The sequence below is a fragment of the Georgenia yuyongxinii genome (assembly GCF_006352065.1).
In the GTDB taxonomy this organism is placed as follows: domain Bacteria; phylum Actinomycetota; class Actinomycetes; order Actinomycetales; family Actinomycetaceae; genus Georgenia; species Georgenia yuyongxinii.
Genome location: NZ_CP040915.1, coordinates 2,132,951 through 2,152,803, shown reverse-complemented (window position 1 = coordinate 2,152,803; position 19,853 = coordinate 2,132,951). Strand labels below are relative to the sequence as shown.

At 70.8% G+C, this 19,853-nt stretch carries 23 protein-coding genes; 13 read left to right on the top strand and 10 right to left on the bottom strand.

The annotated features are described in order from the left end of the window. The first annotated feature begins 82 nt into the window (after window positions 1–82). Both lnt and FE374_RS09750 read left to right on the top strand, forming a co-directional pair. Window positions 83–1,729, top strand: coding sequence for an apolipoprotein N-acyltransferase (lnt, locus tag FE374_RS09755; RefSeq protein WP_139928624.1), 1,647 nt, complete (start codon window positions 83–85; stop codon window positions 1,727–1,729). Then, window positions 1,726–2,487, top strand: coding sequence for a polyprenol monophosphomannose synthase (locus FE374_RS09750; protein ID WP_139928622.1), 762 nt, complete (start codon window positions 1,726–1,728; stop codon window positions 2,485–2,487). Before lnt ends, FE374_RS09750 begins: the two co-directional genes overlap by 4 nt. Window positions 2,488–2,606: 119 nt before the next feature. Here the strand turns inward: FE374_RS09750 and FE374_RS09745 are convergent, their stop codons facing one another. Next, entirely contained in the window at window positions 2,607–2,957 is a 351-nt protein-coding gene (locus FE374_RS09745) for an RNA polymerase-binding protein RbpA (RefSeq protein ID WP_139928620.1), read from the bottom strand. 246 nt (window positions 2,958–3,203) lie between these two features. Here FE374_RS09745 and FE374_RS09735 point away from each other — a divergent pair, with 246 nt between their 5' ends. The 8 genes from FE374_RS09735 to FE374_RS09700 all read left to right on the top strand — a co-directional run bounded on the left by FE374_RS09735 (window position 3,204) and on the right by FE374_RS09700 (window position 10,120). Continuing rightward, window positions 3,204–3,809 carry a biotin transporter BioY gene (locus FE374_RS09735; protein ID WP_139928616.1) on the top strand — a complete coding sequence of 202 codons (606 nt, stop codon included), beginning with the start codon at window positions 3,204–3,206 and terminating at the stop codon, window positions 3,807–3,809. A 49-nt stretch (window positions 3,810–3,858) separates the two neighbouring features. Further along, a complete protein-coding gene (locus FE374_RS09730) occupies window positions 3,859–4,650 on the top strand; it encodes an alpha/beta hydrolase (RefSeq protein ID WP_139931510.1) in 792 nt (263 codons plus the stop codon). 66 nt (window positions 4,651–4,716) lie between these two features. Then, window positions 4,717–5,112, top strand: a complete 396-nt coding sequence (locus FE374_RS09725) for a VOC family protein (protein WP_139928614.1) — start codon at window positions 4,717–4,719, stop codon at window positions 5,110–5,112. Continuing rightward, window positions 5,102–5,884, top strand: coding sequence for a putative protein N(5)-glutamine methyltransferase (locus FE374_RS09720; RefSeq protein ID WP_139928612.1), 783 nt, complete (start codon window positions 5,102–5,104; stop codon window positions 5,882–5,884). The genes FE374_RS09725 and FE374_RS09720 overlap by 11 nt, the downstream gene beginning before the upstream one ends. 148 nt (window positions 5,885–6,032) lie before the next feature. Next, complete coding sequence (locus FE374_RS09715) at window positions 6,033–6,509, top strand: CHRD domain-containing protein (RefSeq protein WP_168205653.1); 477 nt, start codon at window positions 6,033–6,035, stop codon at window positions 6,507–6,509. Window positions 6,510–6,691: 182 nt separating this feature from the next. Beyond that, window positions 6,692–7,141 carry a helix-turn-helix transcriptional regulator gene (locus FE374_RS09710; RefSeq protein WP_139928607.1) on the top strand — a complete coding sequence of 150 codons (450 nt, stop codon included), beginning with the start codon at window positions 6,692–6,694 and terminating at the stop codon, window positions 7,139–7,141. A 5-nt stretch (window positions 7,142–7,146) separates the two neighbouring features. Beyond that, window positions 7,147–7,557 carry a VOC family protein gene (locus FE374_RS09705; protein WP_139928605.1) on the top strand — a complete coding sequence of 137 codons (411 nt, stop codon included), beginning with the start codon at window positions 7,147–7,149 and terminating at the stop codon, window positions 7,555–7,557. Window positions 7,558–7,732: 175 nt separating this feature from the next. Continuing rightward, entirely contained in the window at window positions 7,733–10,120 is a 2,388-nt protein-coding gene (locus tag FE374_RS09700) for an ATP-binding cassette domain-containing protein (RefSeq protein ID WP_179957302.1), read from the top strand. Window positions 10,121–10,346: 226 nt separating this feature from the next. Here the strand turns inward: FE374_RS09700 and FE374_RS09695 are convergent, their stop codons facing one another. Both FE374_RS09695 and FE374_RS09690 read right to left on the bottom strand, forming a co-directional pair. After that, the gene (locus FE374_RS09695; RefSeq protein ID WP_139931508.1) at window positions 10,347–11,486 is read right to left on the bottom strand and encodes an RNA polymerase sigma factor; all 1,140 of its coding nucleotides are present in this window, start codon (window positions 11,484–11,486) and stop codon (window positions 10,347–10,349) included. A 5-nt stretch (window positions 11,487–11,491) separates the two neighbouring features. Continuing rightward, window positions 11,492–11,899 carry a YciI family protein gene (locus FE374_RS09690; protein ID WP_139928603.1) on the bottom strand — a complete coding sequence of 136 codons (408 nt, stop codon included), beginning with the start codon at window positions 11,897–11,899 and terminating at the stop codon, window positions 11,492–11,494. 874 nt (window positions 11,900–12,773) lie between these two features. Here FE374_RS09690 and FE374_RS09685 point away from each other — a divergent pair. Further along, window positions 12,774–13,043 carry a hypothetical protein gene (locus FE374_RS09685; RefSeq protein WP_139928601.1) on the top strand — a complete coding sequence of 90 codons (270 nt, stop codon included), beginning with the start codon at window positions 12,774–12,776 and terminating at the stop codon, window positions 13,041–13,043. Between the two features lie 246 nt (window positions 13,044–13,289). Here the strand turns inward: FE374_RS09685 and FE374_RS09680 are convergent, their stop codons facing one another. The 6 genes from FE374_RS09680 to FE374_RS09655 all read right to left on the bottom strand — a co-directional run bounded on the left by FE374_RS09680 (window position 13,290) and on the right by FE374_RS09655 (window position 16,357). Next, window positions 13,290–13,709, bottom strand: a complete 420-nt coding sequence (locus tag FE374_RS09680) for a TA system VapC family ribonuclease toxin (protein ID WP_139928599.1) — start codon at window positions 13,707–13,709, stop codon at window positions 13,290–13,292. After that, window positions 13,706–13,936, bottom strand: a complete 231-nt coding sequence (locus tag FE374_RS09675) for a hypothetical protein (RefSeq protein WP_139928597.1) — start codon at window positions 13,934–13,936, stop codon at window positions 13,706–13,708. Before FE374_RS09675 ends, FE374_RS09680 begins: the two co-directional genes overlap by 4 nt. Window positions 13,937–14,019: 83 nt before the next feature. Further along, window positions 14,020–14,418, bottom strand: a complete 399-nt coding sequence (locus FE374_RS09670) for a DUF2695 domain-containing protein (RefSeq protein WP_139928595.1) — start codon at window positions 14,416–14,418, stop codon at window positions 14,020–14,022. A gap of 115 nt (window positions 14,419–14,533) precedes the next feature. Next, window positions 14,534–15,433: an ornithine carbamoyltransferase gene (locus FE374_RS09665; RefSeq protein ID WP_139928593.1), complete on the bottom strand. Its 900-nt coding sequence runs from the start codon at window positions 15,431–15,433 to the stop codon at window positions 14,534–14,536. 70 nt (window positions 15,434–15,503) lie between these two features. Continuing rightward, window positions 15,504–16,007, bottom strand: coding sequence for a hypothetical protein (locus FE374_RS09660; RefSeq protein ID WP_230978230.1), 504 nt, complete (start codon window positions 16,005–16,007; stop codon window positions 15,504–15,506). Beyond that, complete coding sequence (locus FE374_RS09655) at window positions 16,004–16,357, bottom strand: hypothetical protein (RefSeq protein WP_139928591.1); 354 nt, start codon at window positions 16,355–16,357, stop codon at window positions 16,004–16,006. The genes FE374_RS09660 and FE374_RS09655 overlap by 4 nt, the downstream gene beginning before the upstream one ends. A 45-nt stretch (window positions 16,358–16,402) precedes the next feature. Here FE374_RS09655 and FE374_RS09650 point away from each other — a divergent pair, with 45 nt between their 5' ends. Then, the gene (locus FE374_RS09650) at window positions 16,403–17,878 is read left to right on the top strand and encodes a leucyl aminopeptidase (RefSeq protein WP_139928589.1); all 1,476 of its coding nucleotides are present in this window, start codon (window positions 16,403–16,405) and stop codon (window positions 17,876–17,878) included. A gap of 54 nt (window positions 17,879–17,932) precedes the next feature. Here the strand turns inward: FE374_RS09650 and FE374_RS09645 are convergent, their stop codons facing one another. Continuing rightward, window positions 17,933–18,250 (bottom strand): oxidoreductase, encoded by a 318-nt coding sequence (locus tag FE374_RS09645; RefSeq protein WP_139928587.1) that lies wholly within the window; start codon window positions 18,248–18,250, stop codon window positions 17,933–17,935. Window positions 18,251–18,453: 203 nt separating this feature from the next. Here FE374_RS09645 and lpdA point away from each other — a divergent pair, with 203 nt between their 5' ends. Then, a complete protein-coding gene (lpdA, locus tag FE374_RS09640) occupies window positions 18,454–19,833 on the top strand; it encodes a dihydrolipoyl dehydrogenase (RefSeq protein WP_139928584.1) in 1,380 nt (459 codons plus the stop codon). Window positions 19,834–19,853 lie beyond the last annotated feature (20 nt).

Genomic DNA, 19,853 nt, shown 5'->3' with positions numbered 1-19,853 from the left:
CGAAGGGTGCGCGGGCCCGGTCCTGCGCGTTGGTCCGGTGCGGTGCCTCACCACGTGGGGCGCCGCACCTAGACTGACTTTCGTGCCTCCCTCCCTGCCCACCCGCCGGTGGACCCTGCTGCTCGCCGGCGTCGGTGGTCTGGTGACGGAGACGGCGTTCCCGGACAAGTCCTGGTGGCCCATGGCCTACCTCGGCGTCGCGCTGCTGCTTCTTGCGCTGCGCCGGGACTCCGCCCGGTGGGGCTTCGTCGTCGGGTTCCTGTGGGGGCTGGGCTTCTTCCTGCCGCACCTGTGGTGGGCGAACGAGGCCGTCGGCGAGCCGATCGGCTGGATCGCCCTCTCCGTGGCCGAGGCCGGCGCGATCGGCTCCTTCGGCGCCCTGTGGGTGTGGGTCCGTCGAGGTTCCTGGGTGCGCGGAAGGCCCTGGCTCGGGGTCCTCGCGGTCGCCGTCGTCTGGGTCGCGGTGGAGCAGGTGCGCGGCCGGTGGCCGTTCGGCGGGTTCCCCTGGGGTGCTCTGGCGTACTCCCAGACCGACGCCCCGTTGCTGCGGCTCGCCGCAGTCGGGGGGACCACCTTCGTCAGCGCCGTCGTCGTCGTGCTCGCCGCGCTGCTCGCCCACGCCCTGGCCGACCTGCGTCGGCTGCGCATCGGCGCCGCCAGCGCCGCCTTTGTCGTGGGTGCCGCCGTCCTCCTCGCGCCCTGGGCCGTGCCGACCGGGGCCCGCGCCGAGGCCGGGACCCTGCGGGTCGGCGCGGTCCAGGGCAACGTGCCCGAGCAGGGCGCCGCCTGGGACACCCAGGCCCGCGCCGTCGCCGCGAACCACGCCGCCGGCACCGAGGCGCTGGTGGCCGAGGTCGGGGACGGCCGCCTCGACCTGGTCCTGTGGCCTGAGAGCGCCTCGGACATCGACCCCCGCACGGACGACGGCGTCGCCGCCGTCGTCGACGGGGCCGCGGCTGCCGCAGGGGTGCCCATCCTCCTCGGCACCCAGCGCTTCACCGGGGACGTGCGCTACAACGACTACATCCTCTGGCAGGCCGGCGCGGGCGGCGACGTGGCCTACACCAAGCAGCACCCTGTGCCGTTCGGCGAGTACATGCCTCACCGGGACTTCTTCCGCCAGTTCACCTCTGCCGTGGACCTCGTGGGCACCGACATGTTGCCCGGCACCGGCATGGCGCTCCTGCCCGTGCCGGTCGACCGGCTCGCCCGCACCGTCCCGGTGACCACCGCGATCTGCTTCGAGGTGGCTTACGACGACCTCATCCGCGAGTCCGTCGTGGCCGGCGGCGAGCTCATCGTCATCCCCACGAACAATGCCTCCTTCGGACGCACCCAGGAGTCCACCCAGCAGCTGGCCATGTCCCGGTTCCGTGCCGTCGAGCACGGCCGCGCTGTGGTTCAGGTCTCGACCGTCGGGGTGAGCGGCATCATCAGCCCCAACGGGGTGGTGCTCCACCAGAGCGAGCTGTTCACCGCCGCGCAGATGGCCCAGGAGCTGCCGCTGCGCACGTCGCTCACCCTCGCCGACCGGCTCGGGCGGTGGCCCACCGTCGCCGTCGCGGTGCTGACCGTGCTGATGCTCGGTGCGGGTCTGCTCACCACGTTGCGTGACCGGCGTGCGGACCGCGAGCGCCGCGGGTCCGGCTCGCGCGGAGCGACGACGGCGTGGACCGTGCGGCAGCCCGCGACCTCGGGGTCGCGCGGCGGGGGAGGGGCGCGGCGATGAGGACCCTGGTGATCGTCCCGACCTACAACGAGCGCGACGCCCTACCGCGCACCCTGGCCCGCACGCGCGCCGCCGTCCCCGCCGCAGACGTGCTGGTGGTCGACGACGCGAGCCCCGACGGCACCGGGGAGCTCGCCGACGCCGCGGCGGCCGCCGACCCCCGGGTGCACGTGCTGCACCGCACCGCCAAGGACGGACTCGGCCGTGCTTACGTGGCCGGCTTCGGCTGGGCGCTGGAGCGCGGCTACGAGCTCGTCGTGGAGATGGACGCCGACGGGTCCCATCAGCCCGAGCAGCTCCCGCTCCTGCTCGAGCGGGCCGCCCTGTCCGACGAGCCCGACCTGGTTGTCGGCTCACGGTGGGTCACTGGTGGGGAGGTGGTGAACTGGCCCGCGCACCGCGAGGCGCTCTCCCGCGGCGGGAACCTCTACATCCGGGCGGCGCTCGGGCTGCCGGTGCGGGACGCGACGGCAGGCTTCCGGGTCTACCGGGCCCACACGCTGCGCAATCTGCCGCTCGCCGAGATCCAGTCGCAGGGCTACTGCTTCCAGGTGGACATGACCTGGCGGGTCCACCGCGCCGGCGGACGCATCGTGGAGATGCCCATCAGCTTCGTGGAGCGGGCGGAGGGGCAGTCCAAGATGTCCCGGGACATCGTGGTGGAGGCGTTGTGGCGCTGCACGGTGTGGGGGCTGGGGCACCGAGGCGCCCAGCTGCGCGCCCTGGTCACCCGCCGGGCCACCCGCACGCGGCCCTGACCCACGGGATGGACGGGAACAGGGGATCGACGAGGCCCGGACCCAGGGGATCGACCGGAACGGCCCGCCCGGTCATCTGACCGGGCGGGCCGTTGGTCGTGCCTGTGACCTGTTGCGCCTCAGGCGCTGCGTCGCCGCAGCTCCCCGCTGCGCAGCAGCGCCAGTCGCTCCTCCAGCAGGACCTCGAGGTCGGCGATGGTCCGCCGCTCGAGCAGCATGTCCCAGTGGGTGCGCGGGGGCTTCACCGGCTTCTTGGGCTCCGGCTTGGTCGCGTCGAGGAGAAGGGCCTCCTTGCCGCAGCGGCACTCCCACACCGGCGGGACGTCCGCCTCGACCGAGAAGGGTAGCTCGAAGCTGTGGCCGTCCGGGCAGTTGTACTGAGCCATGATCCGGGGTGCGAACTCGACGCCGTCGTCCGACTCGAGGCTGTTCGCGCCGATCTTCATGCCTCGCAATGAGCGCTCCGCCATGTGCATCTCCCTCGCTCGAAAGTTCTCCGGCGCCTGGTCCGCGGCAGCCGGATGCGGGGGCCAGAAATGGGCCCACCACCCGCGTCATCCACCAGGTCCAACGCGGCGCCCCTCCGTGGTGTTCCAAACAAGAGGTGAACGATGGTGTGACCCTCGTCAACCTGGCGCGCCGTGGGCATGCACGACCCACGTCTGTCGGGTGCGGCATGCTAGGCCGTACATCATGACAGAACCTCAGGAGTGCCGATGACCGTCGCCGCCGTCCCCACCTCCCCCCGTCGCGTGCTCGCCGACGCCCTGCCCGGTGCCGCTGCGGCCGGGGCCACCGTCCGCGCCCGCGACCTGGTCCTGGTGCTCGGCGGGGCGGCCTTCGTGGCCGCCGTCGGGCAGGCCGCTATCCCGCTGCCGTTCACCCCGGTACCGCTGACGTTGGGCACCTTCGCCGTGCTGCTCGTCGGCGCGGCACTGGGCCCCGCGCGCGGCGCGCTCAGCATCGCTGTGCTCGTCCTCGGCGGGGTGGCGGGGATCCCCGTCTTCGCCGACGGCAACAGCGGCTGGGCCTTCGCCTCCTTCGGGTACGTGCTCGGCTACCTCCCGGCAGCCGCCTGCCTCGGCTGGCTCGCTCGCCGGGGCGGGGACCGCTCGACGTGGCGCACCGGTGCGGCCGCCGTGGCCGCCACAGCCCTCGTCTACGCCGTCGGCCTGCCCTGGCTCATGGCGCACCTGGGTGTCGGCCTGGCGGAGGGGCTCGCGCTCGGCGTGACGCCGTTCCTGATCGGTGACGTCGTCAAGGCCGTGGCCGCCGCGCTGCTGCTGCCGGGCACGTGGCGCCTGCTGGGGGAGCGGCGCTGACGCGACCTGCCGGCACCCGTATGACCGCAGAGCTGAGGTGAGCACGATCATGGCGCTGATCCGCTGTGACTTCTTCTCCGAGGTGCTCGGCCTGAGCACCTCGATGACCGTCATCCTGCCGCAGGCGACACGCGCGCAGATCGGCATGACGGGCGCCGCACCGGCCGGCCCACCGCCGGTGCTCTACCTCCTGCACGGCCTCACCGACGACGCGACGATCTGGATGCGGCGCACCTCGATCGAGCGTTACGTCGCTGACCTGGGCCTGGCGGTCGTCATGCCCCAGGTGGACCGCAGCTTCTACGTCGACGAGCGCTACGGCAACCGGTACGGCAGCTTCCTCACCGAGGAGCTCCCCGAGCTCGTGGGGCACTTCTTCCGGGTCTCCTCCCGCCGGGAGGACACCTTCGTCGCTGGTCTGTCCATGGGCGGCTACGGGGCCATGCGCTGGGCGCTGACCCGTCCGACCCGGTTCGCGGCCGCCGCCAGCCTGTCCGGTGTGCTCGACCTCGCCTCCCAACAGGGCGAGGACCACCGGGACGACCTGTATCCGCGGATCTTCGGAGACGAGCCGATAGCGGGCGGGGAGTTCGACCTCCTCGCACTGCTCCACCGGGCGGGCGCTCACGACGTCCACCTGCCCGACCTGTACGTCTGCTGCGGCACCGACGACGCACTTTTCGCCGGCAACGAGACGTTCCGCGACGAGGCAGCGCGGGCGGGCGTCCCGCTGACGTACGACACCGGTGCCGGCGCCCACGACTGGGCGTACTGGGACGCCAAGATCCGCGACGTGCTGGCCTGGTTGCCGGTGCGTGCCCACGATGTGAAGAACCAGTAGGAGCTTCTCCGGGCGGTTCGCCCGGGACTAGTCCGGGCCCGGTAGGCCCGGGGGAGAGGGGCACCCGTGCCGTACGTGGCCCTGGTCAACGTCCTCGTTCGTGACTACGACGAGGCCATCGCGTTCTATACCGGCGCCTTCGGGCTCGAGCTGCTCGAGGACACCCCGCAAGGTGGCACCAAGCGGTGGGTGGTGGTCGGCTCGCGCACCGGTGGTGCCGGCCTGCGGCTGGCGCTGGCCACCAAGGAGGCGCAGCTGGCGCGGGTGGGCACCCAGAGCGGCGACGGCGTGGCCTTCTTCCTGCACGTGGAGGACTTCGACGCCACTGTGGAACGCGCCCTCGCCCACGGCGCCGTCGCGACCGAGGAACCGCGCGACGAGCCCCACGGGCGAGTCATCATCCTTGAGGACCTCTACGGCAACCGCTGGGACGTCATCGAGCCGGCGGGCGATGCCGGCTGACCCGGCGCTCGTCGCCCGGCTCCGCGCGGCGGGCTCGGTCTTCGCCGAGGAGGAGGCCGACCTCCTCGCGGCCGCGGCGGCGTCCACCGCGGCGCTGACCACCCTGGTCCGCCGGCGGGTCGCGGGGGAGCCGCTGGAGCAGGTGCTCGGGTGGACCGCCTTCTACGGGCTTCGCGTGCAGGTCGAGCCGGGCGTCTTCGTGCCACGCCGTCGCACCGAGCTGCTGGCCCGGGAGGCGATCGCTGCCTCACAGCCCGGCGCGGTCGTGGTGGACCTGTGCTGCGGCTCCGGCGCGGTGGCTCTGGCGGTGGCGACACACGTGCCCGGCATCGACCTGCACGCCGCCGACGTGGACGGCGTGGCCGTGCGGTGCGCACGCCGCAACCTCGGGGCACTCGGCCAGGTGCACCAGGGCGACCTCTTCGAGGCGCTGCCGGCCGGCCTGCGGGGCCACGTCGACGTCTTGGTGGCTAACGGCCCGTACGTCCCCACCGACGCGATCGCACTGATGCCGCCCGAGGCCCGGGACCACGAGCCGGCGACGGCGCTCGACGGCGGCCCGGACGGGCTCGCCGTGCTGCGTCAGGTCGTGGCCGGAGCCGCATTGTGGCTGGCGCCTGGGGGCCGTCTGCTGCTCGAGTGCGCCGATCAGCAGGCGGCCGCGATCGTGGCGGCCGTGCGTGACGCCGGCCTAGGGGCCCGGCTGGTGCACGACGACGAGCACGGAGCCGTGGTGGCCCTCGGTGTCGCCCCGGATGCCGCTCGCCCGTGACCCCGCCGTGAGGTGCCACGGGACCGGTGTAGGGGTCGCCGCCGCGTCCGTTACGGCGTGTCGGTCGCCCGTGTGGGGCAGTCACCGGCCCCACGACGGACGTAGCGTGGTGGCGCCATTTCACTGCACAACTTCTTGGAGGTGCACGATGAGGCGCAAGTTTGCAGCGCTCGCATCGGCGACGGCAGTTCTTGCCAGTTCGGTCCTGCTGAGCACATCGGCCGTGGCAGACGAGCGGTACGGCGGCCACGACAACGACCGAGAGGAGAAGACCCTCTCTGCATGGCTGAACGGGCGCAACGAGGTCGGCCACCGAGGCGACCGCGACGGCTCCGGACGTGCCTGGTTCAAGGTGAAGCTGGACGGGCGGGACAGCGAGATCTGTTACGCGATCTCGGTGCGCAACCTCGACCGCGTCACCCAGGCGCACATCCACAAGGGTGAGCGGGGCGAGAACGGACCGGTCGTCGTGCCGCTCAAGGCACCGAAGGACGGTTTCTCGAAGGGCTGCGTGGACGTTCGGTACCGGCTCGCGCGAGACATCCTCGAGGATCCGCACGACTACTACGCGAACGTTCACACCAAGAAGTACCCGGACGGCGCCATCCGCGGCCAGCTGCGCTGACCGCCAACCACGCCGCCCACCACGCCGCCCGGCACGATGACGACGCCGGGCGGCGTGTCACCACGTCGAGCCGATGGTTCGGCGCCTTCCAAGATGACGCCGAAGTCAAGGCTGCACCTACCATCTGCACGACAAGCCGAGGTGCTGGGCGACGCAGGGCGTCACGTGACACCATCGTGAACGTGACGAGCACACCCGCCGAGGCGCAGCGGCTGCGTGACCTCACGCTGCTGCGCCGGGTGCGTGACCGGATGGACCGGGAGTACGCGCAGCCCCTGGACGTCGAGGCGCTCGCCCGCGGCGTACACATGTCGGCCGGCCACCTCAGCCGGGAGTTCAGGCGTGCTTACGGAGAGTCGCCGTACTCCTACCTGATGACGCGGCGCATCGAGCGCGCCATGGCCTTGCTGCGTCGCGGCGACCTCAGCGTCACGGAGGTCTGCTTCGCGGTCGGGTGCTCCTCGCTGGGCACCTTCAGCACCCGCTTCACCGAGCTGGTCGGCGTGCCGCCCAGCGTGTACCGGCGTCAGCCGTCGCAGGTGGGAAAGGGGATCCCGCCGTGCCTCGCCAAACAGGTCACCAGACCGGTCAGGAATCGAGAAGCGCGGACGAGGGAGCCCCAACTAGCGTAATCGGCATGGACATCACCATTCATTACGCGTTCCTCCCACAGACCGACCCTGACGCCGCGCTGGCGTTCTACCGCGACACCCTCGGCTTCGAGGTTCGCAACGACGTCGGGTACGAAGACATGCGATGGATCACCGTGGGCCCGCCCAACCAGCCGGCCACGTCCATCGTCCTGCAACCGCCCGCCGCCGACCCCGGCATCACCGACGACGAGCGCCGCACCATCCTCGAGCTCATCGCCAAGGGCAGTTACGCCGGCGTCACCCTGGCCACCGACGACCTCGACGGCCTGTTCGAGCGGTTGCAGGCCCGCGGGGCCGACGTCGTCCAGGAGCCGACCGACCAGCCGTACGGCGTCCGCGACTGCGCCTTCCGCGACCCCACGGGCAACCTCATTCGCATCAACCAGGTGGGCTGACGACGCGGGCCGGTCCACCTCTGCACCCGCCTGTACTGGCGACGGTGGGCCGCTGCAAGAGGACTCGCAGACCTGCGGAGCGGGGGAGGGCTGCACCCCGAACCCCTCGGGGTCTGGGAGCATGTGACGGCGATCCGGGCGATTCGTCCGGCACCGGGCCTGGAGACGGAGAGACATGAGCATGGCCACGAGGACCGAGACGCAGCCGAGCACCCCGCACGTCGCCGACAGCCACGACCTCATCAGGGTGCAGGGTGCGCGGGAGAACAACCTCAAGGACGTCAGCGTGGAGATCCCGAAGCGCCGGCTGACGGTGTTCACCGGCGTCTCCGGCTCGGGGAAGAGCTCACTCGTCTTCGACACGATCGCGGCGGAGTCGCAGCGGATGATCAACGAGACCTACAGCGCGTTCGTCCAGGGCTTCATGCCGAACCTACCGCGCCCGGACGTCGACCTGCTCGACGGCCTCACCACGGCGATCATCGTCGACCAAGAGCGGATGGGTGCCAACCCGCGCTCCACCGTCGGCACGGCCACCGACGCGAACGCGCTGCTGCGGATCCTCTTCAGCAGACTCGGACAGCCGCAGATCGGGTCGCCGAACGCGTTCTCCTTCAACGTGCCCACGGTCAGGGCCAGCGGCGCGATCACTGTCGAGCGCGGCAACAAGACCAAGGCCGAGAAGGCGACGTTCACCCAGCTCGGCGGCATGTGCCCGCGCTGCGAGGGCATGGGCTCGGTGAACGACTTCGACCTCTCGGCGCTCTACGACGACTCGAGGTCGCTGAACGACGGCGCGCTCACCGTCCCCGGGTACAGCATGGACGGCTGGTACGGCCGCATCTTCACCGGCGCCGGCCTTCCCATGGACAAGCCGATCGGGAAGTTCACGAAGAAGGAGCTCCACACGCTCCTGTACGCCGAGCCGACCAAGATCAAGGTGGAAGGCATCAACCTCACCTACGAGGGGCTGATCCCGAAGATCCAGAAGTCGATGCTGTCCAAGGACGTCGACGCGATGCAGCCCCACGTCCGCGCCTTCGTCGAGCGGGCGGTGACATTCACGACCTGCCCGGACTGCGACGGCACCCGGCTCAGTCCGGAGGCGCGGTCGTCGAAGATCAAGGGCAAGAACATCGCCGACCTGTGCGCGATGCAGATCAGCGACCTGGCCGCCTGGGTCCGAGAGCTCGACGAGCCGTCGGTGGCACCCCTGCTCACCGGGCTGCAGCACCTGCTGGACTCCTTCACGGAGATCGGCCTGGGCTACCTCTCACTCGACCGGCCGGCGGGCACGCTGTCCGGGGGAGAGGCCCAGCGGACCAAGATGATCCGTCACCTCGGCTCCTCCCTGACCGACGTCACCTACGTCTTCGACGAGCCGAGCATCGGCCTGCACCCGCACGACATCGAACGGATGAACGAGCTGCTGCGGCAGCTGAGGGACAAGGGCAACACGGTGCTGGTCGTCGAGCACAAGCCCGAGATGATCGGAATCGCCGACCATGTCGTCGACCTCGGCCCGCGCGCCGGCACCGAGGGCGGGGAAGTGGTGTTCGAGGGCTCCGTGGAGGGGCTGCGCGCCAGCGACACGCTCACCGGTCGGCACCTGGACGACCGCGCCACCTTCAAGGCCGGCGTGCGCAAGCCCACCGGGGCGCTGGAGGTGCGTGGCGCCGCTACACACAACCTGAAGGACGTCGACGTCGACATCCCCCTCGGTGGGATGGTCGTGGTCACCGGAGTCGCGGGCTCCGGCAAGAGCTCACTGATCCACGGCTCGGTCGCCGGCCGTGCCGGCGTCGTCGAGATCGACCAGGGCGCGATCCGCGGCTCCCGGCGCAGCAACCCCGCCACGTATACCGGTCTGCTGGACCCGATCCGCAAGGCCTTCGCCAAGGCCAACGGTGTCAAGCCGGCCCTGTTCAGCTCCAACTCCGAGGGTGCGTGCCCCACCTGCAACGGCGCCGGCGTCATCTACACCGAGCTTGGCGTCATGGCCACCGTCGAGTCCACCTGCGAGGAGTGCGGCGGGAAGCGGTTCCAGGCGGCGGTCCTGGAGTACACGCTCGGCGGAAAGAACATCGCCGAGGTGCTCGCGATGCCCGTGACCCAGGCCGAGGAGTTCTTCAGCGACGGCGACGCACGCATCCCCGCCGCACACAAGATCCTCGACCGGCTCGCCGACGTCGGGCTCGGCTACCTCACCCTCGGCCAGCCGCTCACCACCCTCTCCGGCGGTGAGCGGCAGCGGCTCAAGCTGGCCAGCCAGATGGGGGAGAAGGGGGAGGTCTACATCCTCGACGAGCCGACCACCGGCCTGCACCTGGCGGATGTCGAGCAGCTGCTCGGTCTGCTCGACCGGCTCGTCGACTCGGGCAAGTCGGTGATCGTCATCGAGCACCACCAGGCCGTCATGGCGCACGCCGACTGGATCATCGACCTTGGTCCCGGCGCGGGGCACGACGGCGGCCGGATCGTCTTCGAGGGCACGCCCGCCGACCTCGTCGCAGAACGGTCCACCCTCACCGGCAAGCACCTGGCGGCGTACGTGGGCCGGTGACCCCTGCCGTCAACGCCTAGGTGTACCTCGCCACGGTCGACCCGCTCCAGCGTGTCACCCTGCAGCTCGGCGGTGCGCGCATGGGCACTGGTACACCGGTCCGCGAAGTAGCCCCAGGCCTGCGCCCGTAGCTCGGCGTGCTCGGCGGCAGATCGGTGCGGGAAGCAGTACGGCGTGCCCGAGCTGGTCGGAGGTGCCGTCCGGATCTGGCTGGCAGGGCCGCTGGTCACCTGGCCGCGTTCAGCCGCGCCGCCTGAAGCGTCAGGTGGTCCCGTTCAGCGGTGTTATATGCCAGCCGGGCCGCCTCGGCGTACAGCCGGGCCGCGGCCACCATGTCGCCGTCACGCTCGTGCAGGTAGGCAGCGACGGCGGTGTGGCGGGGGAGCGCGGGATCGAGCTCGGCCAGGGCGGCGAGACCCGCCCGTGGGCCGTCGGCCTCGCCGACCGCGACGGCCCGGTTGAGGCGGGCCACCGGGCTGTCGGTCAGCCGCACCAGCTCGTCGTACCACTCGACGATCTGAACCCAGTCTGTCTCGTCGGCGGTCTGCGCATCGGCGTGCAGGGCCGCGATCGCGGCCTGGGCCTGGAACTCGCCGAGCCGGTCGCGCGCGAGCGCCCGCTGGAGCACGTCGACGCCCTCGGCGATGAGTCGGGTGTCCCACCGTGTGCGGTCCTGCTCGGCCAGGGGCACGAGGCGGCCGTCCTCCCGCGTGCGGGCCGGGCGTCGTGCGTGGTGGAGCAGCATGAGCGCCAGGAGCCCGGATACCTCTTCATGGTCGATCATCCCCGCGAGCTGGCGCGTCAGCCGGATCGCCTCGGCCGCGAGGTCGACGTCGCCCGAGTACCCCTCGTTGAAGACCAGATAGAGCACCCGCAGCACCGTGGCGACGTCGCCCGGCTGATCGAGCCGTTCGCCCGACACGGTGCGCTTGGCCCGGCTGATGCGCTGCGCCATGGTCGGCTCCGGCACCAGGTAGGCCCGCGCGATCTGGCGCGTGGTCAGCCCGCCCATGGCGCGTAACGTCAGCGCTGTGGCCGAGGCGGGCGTCAGGGACGGGTGGGCGCACAGGAAGAAGAGCCGGAGGGTGTCGTCCACCGATGGGCTCACGGCGGGCACGGCCTCGTGCTCGGCGCGTACCTCGCGGTTTCGCCTGGCAACGTCCGCTCGCGCGCCGTCGAGGAACTTGCGCCAGGCCACGGTGACCAGCCAGCCCTTCGGGTCCCGCGGTGCGTCGTCCGGCCATGCTCGAAGGGCCTCCACCAGGGCGTCCTGTACGGCGTCCTCGGCCTCGGCGAAGGAGACGCCGCGCCGGACGAGGACCCCGATCACGCCCGGTATCAGGTCGCGCACCAGGGCCTCGTCCACGGCGGTCACTCCGTGACGGTCGGCGGCGCGGCGAGGAACGGCCGCAGCTCGAGCCACTCGTGGATCGGCTTCCCACCCGCTCCCGGCGCCGCCGAGAGCTCGCCCGCCAGCTCGACTGCACGGTCGTAGCTCTCGACGTCGATCACCATCCAGCCGGCGATGAGGTCCTTGGTCTCCGCGAACGGTCCGTCGGTGACCGGCGGGCGCCCCTCGCCGTCGTAACGGACGAAGGTGCCTTCGGGGGAGAGTGCCTGCCCGTCGACGTACTCGCCGGTGCTCTCGAGCCGGGCCGCGAAGTCGTTCATGTACTGCACGTGCGCGGTGATCTCCTCGGGCGTCCACCGGTCCATCGGCACGTCGTTGACCGAGCTGGGCGCGCCACGGTAGTGCTTGAGGAGCAGGTACTTGGCCATCGTTGACTCCTTCATGGGTTGCGGCCATTGTGGCCGTGATCACTGCGGGGACGGAACCGAGTGCGGATTCTCGACATCGGGTCTGGTGTGACTCCGCCTGTCCCGGCCCGGCGATACGGATGTGTCGCCGGGCTCTGGTCGACGCCATGGGAGCACGCGGTGCCTCCGGCGCCACCGACTGTGAAACGGTCCTCTCCGGTGCCCGAGCCATGCATGCCTCACCCGTGCGAAGTTGGGGAACTGCCCGGCGGGAGGGTAACCGCCGTCAGGGGCCACCGCGGAGGGCTTCAGGCGTGCCGTGCCGTGCCGTGCCGTGCCGGGCCATGCGAGGTTGGTGAGGTGTCAACAGGCGCGCCTGTTGACACCGATCGGCCTTCCACAACAATTGTTTGTCTTGCTGGTTTCGCCGATTGTACGGGCATTTTCAGCGGGTAAGGCGGGGCGCCTTTAAAAACCGTGTGGGCTTTAAAAACCGTGTGGGCGTCCGACAGCACCGCTCTCAGCGGATGCCGTTCTGTGATTCGCGGCCGGGGGAGAGGATGGGGCTTTCGGTAGCTGCAGCCGCCGAGGTGACCAGGGAAGCGGCTCCTGCCGCTTGCACCAATGAATGGTGAAGGTGCGCCCTGCGCCAATGCCTTGGGATAACGACGACCTCATGACGGATTATATAACGCTACGTTGGGTGAACCTTCGGGTAGAGTTCTGCCGTGGGTTCCGCCGAATCCACGTGGCCACGCTATTCCGGAGAGTTCTGTGCCATAAATACGTCCGGAGTACGCGCATTTTGCGGGCCGGTCTACCGGCAGTGTGTGCGACCCGGGGCGCGTGGCCACGCAGGTAGGCAGGGACGCCGCAGCTTGATCGGAGGTCGGACGTGGACGACCAGGCACTAGACGAACTGCGAGCCCTTGCAGCGAAGGGAAACAGAGACGCGATCGACCAGCTGGTCGAGCTTGCTGGCGAGCGTGGCGACATGGCCGAGCTACGTCGCCTTGCCGACGCAGGCAGCCGCGATGCGGTGGATCAGCTGATCGAGCTTGCTGGCGAGCGTGGCGACATGGCCGAGCTGCGTCGCCTTGCCGACGCAGGCAGCCGCGATGCAGCCGAGATGCTGGACGAGCAAGGCGAGGCCGGACAGCTCTGAGGTCGAGTGTCAGTCAAATCGTCACTGCGATCCGATAATGCACATTATGTCAGAACGCGCGGCCGCTCGGACTCGCTCGGATAAGACGACCTCCCCTACGCGGTGCTGTGCGAGGTGGTGCTGGCCGACCCATGTGCTTTTACGCAGGTGAGCCGCAGGCCGCCAGCCGCCGAGAGCCGTCGCGGGATGGCCGCCACGTTTCGCCTGTGCGGTCCACTCATGGTCCCGCCGTTGTGGGCCCACGCCTCACACGTCCGGCGAATGCGTTTTCTCGTGTGGAATGAGCATTGTCTGGTCCGGCCATAACTCCGCCAGGGTGGTGTCAAACGTCGCCAGGAGGCTCCCCTTGCTCGATGCGAGCCGAGCAAGGTACGCGTCCGTCACCTGCCGATGTCCTCGGATCCGGGAGAGCGCGACGTCCACGTAAGAGACGGCATCGGGCCAGAACTGGCTTCGCGGGTGGCTTCGGACGGCCGCGAGAATCCGGGATGCAGTGTCCCCGGACTCGCCGATGCGCATAAGGAAACGCACCAGCGCCCCTTCGACGACGGGGCAGACCGCGAACCCCTCTGCGTCAGCCAGCCACGTCGCGGCCGCGTCGTGATGCTCGTGCTCGGCGATGGTGGCAGCGATCAGGACGTTGGAGTCGAGCAGGAAACGGGTCACGCGTCTTCCAGTGCCTCTGCCACGTCCGCGTCGGTGACGCTGCGGCCTACGGACAGGACCGGCAACCCGGTCCGCTCATCGACACGCAGCCGCAGAGGCGTATCGAGCTGGGCGAGGCCACGGATGGTGAGGTCGGCTATTACGGCCGATAGGGACTTGCCCTGCACGGCAGCGAGCTGACGAGCACGCTGGTGCACGGCGGGAGGTAGATCCACCGTCGTGCGCATGCTCTGCATCATAATTGATGCGACGTGATGCGCGACGGTGAAACTGGTCCGCATCGTCCGTGCTGCGGGCGACCCCTCGCCCTTCATCGCAGCGGGGTCTCGCGCCGACGGAGCGCCCACAAGCTGCACGGCTGCGTCGAGCCCGTCCGCACGCCTCGGCAGCCGGTGACCTCCGACGGCCAACATTCCGCCCCGTGCTCCGGGTCACGCACGGTTGGCACGGTCACGTCCCAGCCGTTGGCGAAGATCTCGCAGTCGCAGAACGCGCCGTGCCGCGCGAGCCGGCGGCGCAGCGCGTACGCGTGAGGCGACCGCAGCTGCGCGTACCGCCGGGCCCACCGCAGCGTCCGGTCACACCCGAACTCCACAAGCATGCGGTTGGTGAAGCACATGAGGCACTCCCCGCGACGCGGCGCCGTGAGCAGCTCGGCAAGTCCTGCCAGCTCGTCCTCAAGCACCTGCACACCGTCGTCGACCGACATCGCCCCTCCCCTGGTCTGTCCGAGCACCGCACTCGAACGCGTGTTCCCAGAGTGGCGCACGCCACTGACATCGCTCCAGGGCCGCCGTTCCCGGTGCCACGGAGGATCAGGAGGCTCAGCCGAGGGCGCGCTCGACGATGGCGGCGTGGGTCGGGGCAAGGTTGCGCTTGGCGGCGAGCGAGACCGAGCGCGGATCGGCGAACGCCTCCGCCGTCACCTCGTCGCCTCGTTTGACCGGCATGACGTGCATGAGGATCGACTTCGGCCCAGCGGCGTCGAGCACGTCCGTGGTGATGCGGTAGGGCTCGAAGGCGGCGCGGCGCCGGCCCGGCTTGCGTGCCGCCAGGGGCCACGCGTCGGTGTACAGCACGTCCGCGCCCTCGACGCCCTCGGCGAGGTCGTGAGTGGTCGTGACGCTCCCGCGCTGCCCCAGCTCGGCCAGGCCCGCCAGGAAGTCCTCGTCCAGGTTGTGCCCGGGCGGGCAGACGTGACGCACCTGCAGCTCGAAGCCGACGGTGAGCTCGCACCACGAGCGCAGCACGTTGGTCGCGTCCCCGACGAAGGTGAGGACGACGTCGTCGATGGGGCCGCGCCGCTCCAGCACGCTGAACGCCTCGGAGAAGATCTCCACCGGGTGCCCGGCGTCGGTCATGGCATTGATGACCGGGACGTCGCAGGCGGCGGCGAGGCTGGCGACGGACTGGTGGTCGCGGGCTCTCACCACGACGGCATCAACGGCGGAGGACAGGATGGCCGCGGTGTCCTCGATCGGCTCGCGCTCCCCCAGCACCAGCGGCAGGTCCACGCGGTGCGCGCCGACGGCGTCGATCGCGGTGTCGAACGCCAGCCGCGTGCGGAACGCCGGGCCGTCGAAGATGGTCGCGACGCGCCGGTCGGCGAAGCGGGCCCGCCGCCGGGAACGCTGGTCCTTCCACCCCGCGGAGGCGAGCCAGAGTCGCTCGATCTCCGGGCGCGGGAGGTCGAGGAGGGAGAGCAGGCTGCGGGCGTGCGGCACCCGGTCAACCTATCGCAGCCGCCTGTCGCCAGCCCGAGTCGGTCCGCCGGTCGGCGAACGGGACGCGCGTTCAGCCGCGCTCGGCGCGCGCGACCACCCGGGCCGGGCTGGAGTACCAGAGCCACCCGATCCCCAGCAGGGGCAGCACCGCAGGCACGAACCCGTATCCGCCGCCGTACCGCGACCAGACGGTGTCCTGCGGGAACAGAGCGGGCTCCACGAGGCTGAGGGTGCCGACGATCAGCACGCCGAGCAGCTCGATGACGACGGCGACCCACGCCACCCGGCGCATCCGCCGGCCGTTGTGGGCCAGCGCGATCGTGGCCACGATGTAGATCGCGCCGGCGAGGGCTGAGAGGCTGTAGGCGACCGGAGCCTCCGCGGCGTCGCGCAGCAGCTGCACGCTCGCCCGGGCGGAGGCGGCAACAGCGAAGATGCCGTAGACCAGGATGAGTACCCGCCCCACACCGTAGGCCGGGCGGCGGGTGTCGGTGGCCGACGTCGTCGCGACGTGCTCGGAGGTCGCCTGCTCGCGCTGTGCCATGGGGTTCTCGTCCTCGTCCTTCCGGCTCACGCCGACCACACCTGCCACACCCGCGCCTGCATGGCGAGGATCGCCAGGCAGGCCACCACCAGCACCACGGAGCTCCATCGGGTGCGGTCCGCCAGTGCCCACACTCCAGCAACGGGCAGCAGGAACAGGGCGGTGACCACGTACCCCCAGAACGTCCAGGGATCCGCCAGCTCGTACCCGCGCGCGACCCCGATGAACGCCACCACGAGCTGCGCCACGATGGCTACCTCGACCACGCCGCCGGCGATGAGCTGACGCAGGATCACGGCTCGGCCCATGACGGCGAACCACAGCGCCCACAGCCCGAGCAGCGCGACCAGGATTGCGGTGAGGGTGACGGTCAGCTGCACCCCGGGAGATTACCGCCCACGGCGGCCCGGACTAGCATCGGCTGGATGACCGACCTGAACCTGAGCACCAAGAACCCTGCCCGCATCAGTGCCGACGCCCTCGTCCTCGCCGTCGCCCAGACCGACGACGGCCCGCGCCTGTTCCTGCCCGGGCAGCTGCCCGCGAAGAGCGTGACGAGGCTCGCCGCCGTGCTGCCCGCCCTCGGGGTGACCGGCAAGGCCGACGAGGTGGTCCGCGTGCCCGCCGGCGACGAGGTCGCAGCCACCATCGTCGTCCTCACCGGTGTGGGAAGCGTCACGCGCGAGCCCACGCCCGAGGCGCTACGCCGAGCCGCGGGCGCCGCCACGCGCAGCCTCGCCGGTACCGGCGACGCCGTGCTCGCGCTGCCGGCCGAGACCGCAGCGCAGGTGGGCGCCGTCGCCGAGGGCGCGCTGCTCGGCGCCTACCGTTTCGACCACTACAAGAGCACCGACCCCGCGCCCGTCGCCCGCCTGGAGCTGGCCACCCCGCTGGCCCGCGACAAGGAGGCCAAGGCTGCGCTCGCCCGAGCCCGCGCCGTGGGCGACGGCGTGCGCGCCACCCGCGACCTCGTCAACGCCTCCCCGCGGCACCTGTACCCCGAGACGTTCGCGGACGAGGCCCGCGCCGCCGCCAAGGGCACCAAGGTCAAGGTCACCGTTCTGGACGAGCGTGAGCTGGCCGCCGGCGGCTACGGCGGGATCCTCGCCGTCGGGCAGGGCTCGGCCCGCCCGCCGCGACTGGTCAAGCTGGTCTACTCCCCCGCCCGGCCCGTGGCGCACTACGCGCTCGTGGGCAAGGGCATCACCTTCGACTCGGGCGGTCTGTCCCTCAAGCCGGCCAAGGGTATGGAGGCCATGAAGAGCGACATGGCCGGCGCGGCGACCGTGCTGCACACGGTGCTCGCGGCCGCCGCTCTCGAGCTGCCGGTCAAGGTCACCGGATGGCTCGCGCTCGCCGAGAACATGCCCGGCGGCGGCGCGCAGCGCCCCTCCGACGTCATCACGATGCGGGACGGAACGACGGTGGAGGTGCTCAACACCGACGCCGAAGGCCGCCTCGTGCTCGGTGACGCGCTGGTGGCTGCCTGCGAGGAGAAGCCCGACGCCGTCCTGGACATCGCCACCCTGACCGGTGCGCAGGTGGTCGCCCTGGGCAACCGGGTCGCGGCCGTGATGGGCACCGAGGCCATGCGCGACGCCGTCGTGGCCACGGCCGGAGAGGTCGGCGAGCAGGTCTGGCCGATGCCGCTGCCCGAGGAGCTACGCGAGTCGATGAAGACCCCGGTGGCCGACATCGCCAACATGGGTGACCGGTTCGGCGGCATGCTCGTCGCCGGCCTCTTTTTGCGCGAGTTCGTCGACGAGACGCCCTGGGCGCACCTCGACGTCGCCGGGCCGGCCTTCAACGAGTCCGCGCCGTACGGCTACACCCACAAGGGCGGCACCGGCATGGGCCTGCGCACCCTGCTCGGTGTGCTGGAGGCCGCGGCACGGCGCTGACCGCTCGGACGAGACGCGCCCCGTCCGCCGGCTTCGGTGGGCGGGGCGTGGCCGTCAGGCCCGACGGCGGTTGGCGGCGCTCCACCGGCGCATGCTCGCCGGGTATCCGGTGAGGTGGACGTCGTAGATCGGTATCTGCAGCTCGCCGGCGAGGGCACGGGCCTCGCGGACGTCGGGCACCCGACGGCGGGTCCACTCCCCTGTGCGGGCCACGAGCACCATCGTGTGCGGGTCGTGCGCCGTGGGCGGTTCTATGTACGCCTCGACGCCCACCCGCGTGGCGGTGAACTCGCGGAAGTGCGCGAGCGTGCGGGCGCGGGCCTCTTTGGTCCCGAGCCCGTCGTTGCGCTTGCGGCGTGAGAACAGACGCACGGTCCATACGTTAGGCCCCCCAACTGAGGGAACGCTGACAGTTGCGGGAGCGTGCACAGGACGTTGTCGGTGATTTGGCGCGACTTTGTGACGGGCACGGCACGGAACGTTTAGTCCCCTGCGCCACGGTGGTGGAACAATGGCGGCGGCCCCGGGCCCAGACCGGACCTTGCAGGGCCTTGTGAGCGCTCGAGGAGAGGTACGTGGCTGAAACGCAGGAGTACGACATCGTGATCCTTGGAGCGGGCAGTGGTGGTTACGCCGCCGCGCTGCGCGGTGCGCAGCTCGGCATGAAGGTGGCCCTGATCGAGGGCGACAAGCTCGGCGGCACCTGCCTGCACCGGGGATGCATCCCCACCAAGGCCCTGCTGCATTCCGCAGAGGTGGCCGACACGATCCGCGAGAGCGCGGCGGTCGGCGTGCAGAGCACCTTCGGCGGCATCGACATGGGCGGGGTGAACACGTTCAAGGACGGCATCGTCGCCCGCCTCTACAAGGGCCTGCAGGGGCTCGTCTCCTCCCGCAAGGTCGACCTCATCAACGGCTGGGGCCGGCTGGTTGCCGCGGACACGGTCGAGGTGGACGGGACCCGTTACCGCGGCAAGAACGTCGTGCTCGCGTCCGGCTCCTACTCGAAGTCCCTCCCGGGTCTGGAGATCGGCGGCCGGGTCATCACCTCCGAGCAGGCGCTCCAGCTCGACTACGTGCCCAAGAGCGCGATCGTGCTGGGCGGCGGCGTCATCGGAGTCGAGTTCGCCTCCGTCTGGAATTCCTTCGGCGCCGACGTGACGATCATCGAGGGCCTGCCGCACCTGGTCCCCAACGAGGACGAGTCGCTCTCCAAGGGCCTCGAGCGCGCCTTCCGCAAGCGCAAGATCGCCTTCCACACCAAGACCATGTTCGCCGGCGTGACCCAGAACGACGACGGCGTCGTGGTCACCACCCAGGACGGCAAGACCCTCGAGGCAGAGCTGCTGCTGGTCGCCGTCGGCCGTGGCCCCGCGACCGCGAACCTCGGTTACGAGGAGAACGGCATCCCGATGGAGCGCGGATTCGTCCTCACCGACGACTGCCTCCGGACCGGCGTCGGCAACGTCTACGCCGTCGGCGACATCGTTCCCGGCCTGCAGCTCGCCCACCGCGGGTTCGCCCAGGGCATCTTCGTGGCCGAGCAGATCGCCGGACTGAACCCCGCGCCCATCGTGGAGTCGGGCATCCCGCGCGTGACCTACTGCGAGCCGCAGGTCGGCTCCGTCGGTCTCACCGAGGCCGAGGCGAAGGAGACCTACGGCGTCGACGGCGTCGAGACGGTCGAGTACAACCTCGCCGGCAACGGCAAGAGCCAGATCCTGCAGACCACCGGCTTCATCAAGCTGGTGCGTGAGAAGGACGGCCCCATCGTCGGCGTGCACATGCTCGGCGACCGCGTCGGCGAGCTCATCGGCGAGGGCCAGCTCATGGTCAACTGGGAGGCGTACCCCGAGGACGTCGCGTCCCTCGTCCACGCGCACCCCACCCAGAACGAGGCGGTGGGCGAAGCCGCACTTGCGCTCGCCGGTAAGCCCCTGCACGCTCACAACTGACCCGATCGAAGGAGACGCCA

What these genes read in the sequence shown, in the direction of transcription:
- FE374_RS09750 (WP_139928622.1), top strand. Translation starts at nt 1,726, where the DNA reads ATGAGGACCCTGGTGATCGTCCCGACCTACAACGAGCGCGACGCCCTA.
- FE374_RS09745 (WP_139928620.1), bottom strand. Translation starts at nt 2,957, where the DNA reads ATGGCGGAGCGCTCATTGCGAGGCATGAAGATCGGCGCGAACAGCCTC.
- FE374_RS09735 (WP_139928616.1), top strand. Translation starts at nt 3,204, where the DNA reads ATGACCGTCGCCGCCGTCCCCACCTCCCCCCGTCGCGTGCTCGCCGAC.
- FE374_RS09730 (WP_139931510.1), top strand. Translation starts at nt 3,859, where the DNA reads ATGGCGCTGATCCGCTGTGACTTCTTCTCCGAGGTGCTCGGCCTGAGC.
- FE374_RS09720 (WP_139928612.1), top strand. Translation starts at nt 5,102, where the DNA reads ATGCCGGCTGACCCGGCGCTCGTCGCCCGGCTCCGCGCGGCGGGCTCG.
- FE374_RS09715 (WP_168205653.1), top strand. Translation starts at nt 6,033, where the DNA reads ATGAGGCGCAAGTTTGCAGCGCTCGCATCGGCGACGGCAGTTCTTGCC.
- FE374_RS09705 (WP_139928605.1), top strand. Translation starts at nt 7,147, where the DNA reads ATGGACATCACCATTCATTACGCGTTCCTCCCACAGACCGACCCTGAC.
- FE374_RS09700 (WP_179957302.1), top strand. Translation starts at nt 7,733, where the DNA reads ATGAGCATGGCCACGAGGACCGAGACGCAGCCGAGCACCCCGCACGTC.
- FE374_RS09690 (WP_139928603.1), bottom strand. Translation starts at nt 11,899, where the DNA reads ATGGCCAAGTACCTGCTCCTCAAGCACTACCGTGGCGCGCCCAGCTCG.
- FE374_RS09675 (WP_139928597.1), bottom strand. Translation starts at nt 13,936, where the DNA reads ATGCGCACGACGGTGGATCTACCTCCCGCCGTGCACCAGCGTGCTCGT.
- FE374_RS09670 (WP_139928595.1), bottom strand. Translation starts at nt 14,418, where the DNA reads ATGTCGGTCGACGACGGTGTGCAGGTGCTTGAGGACGAGCTGGCAGGA.
- FE374_RS09650 (WP_139928589.1), top strand. Translation starts at nt 16,403, where the DNA reads ATGACCGACCTGAACCTGAGCACCAAGAACCCTGCCCGCATCAGTGCC.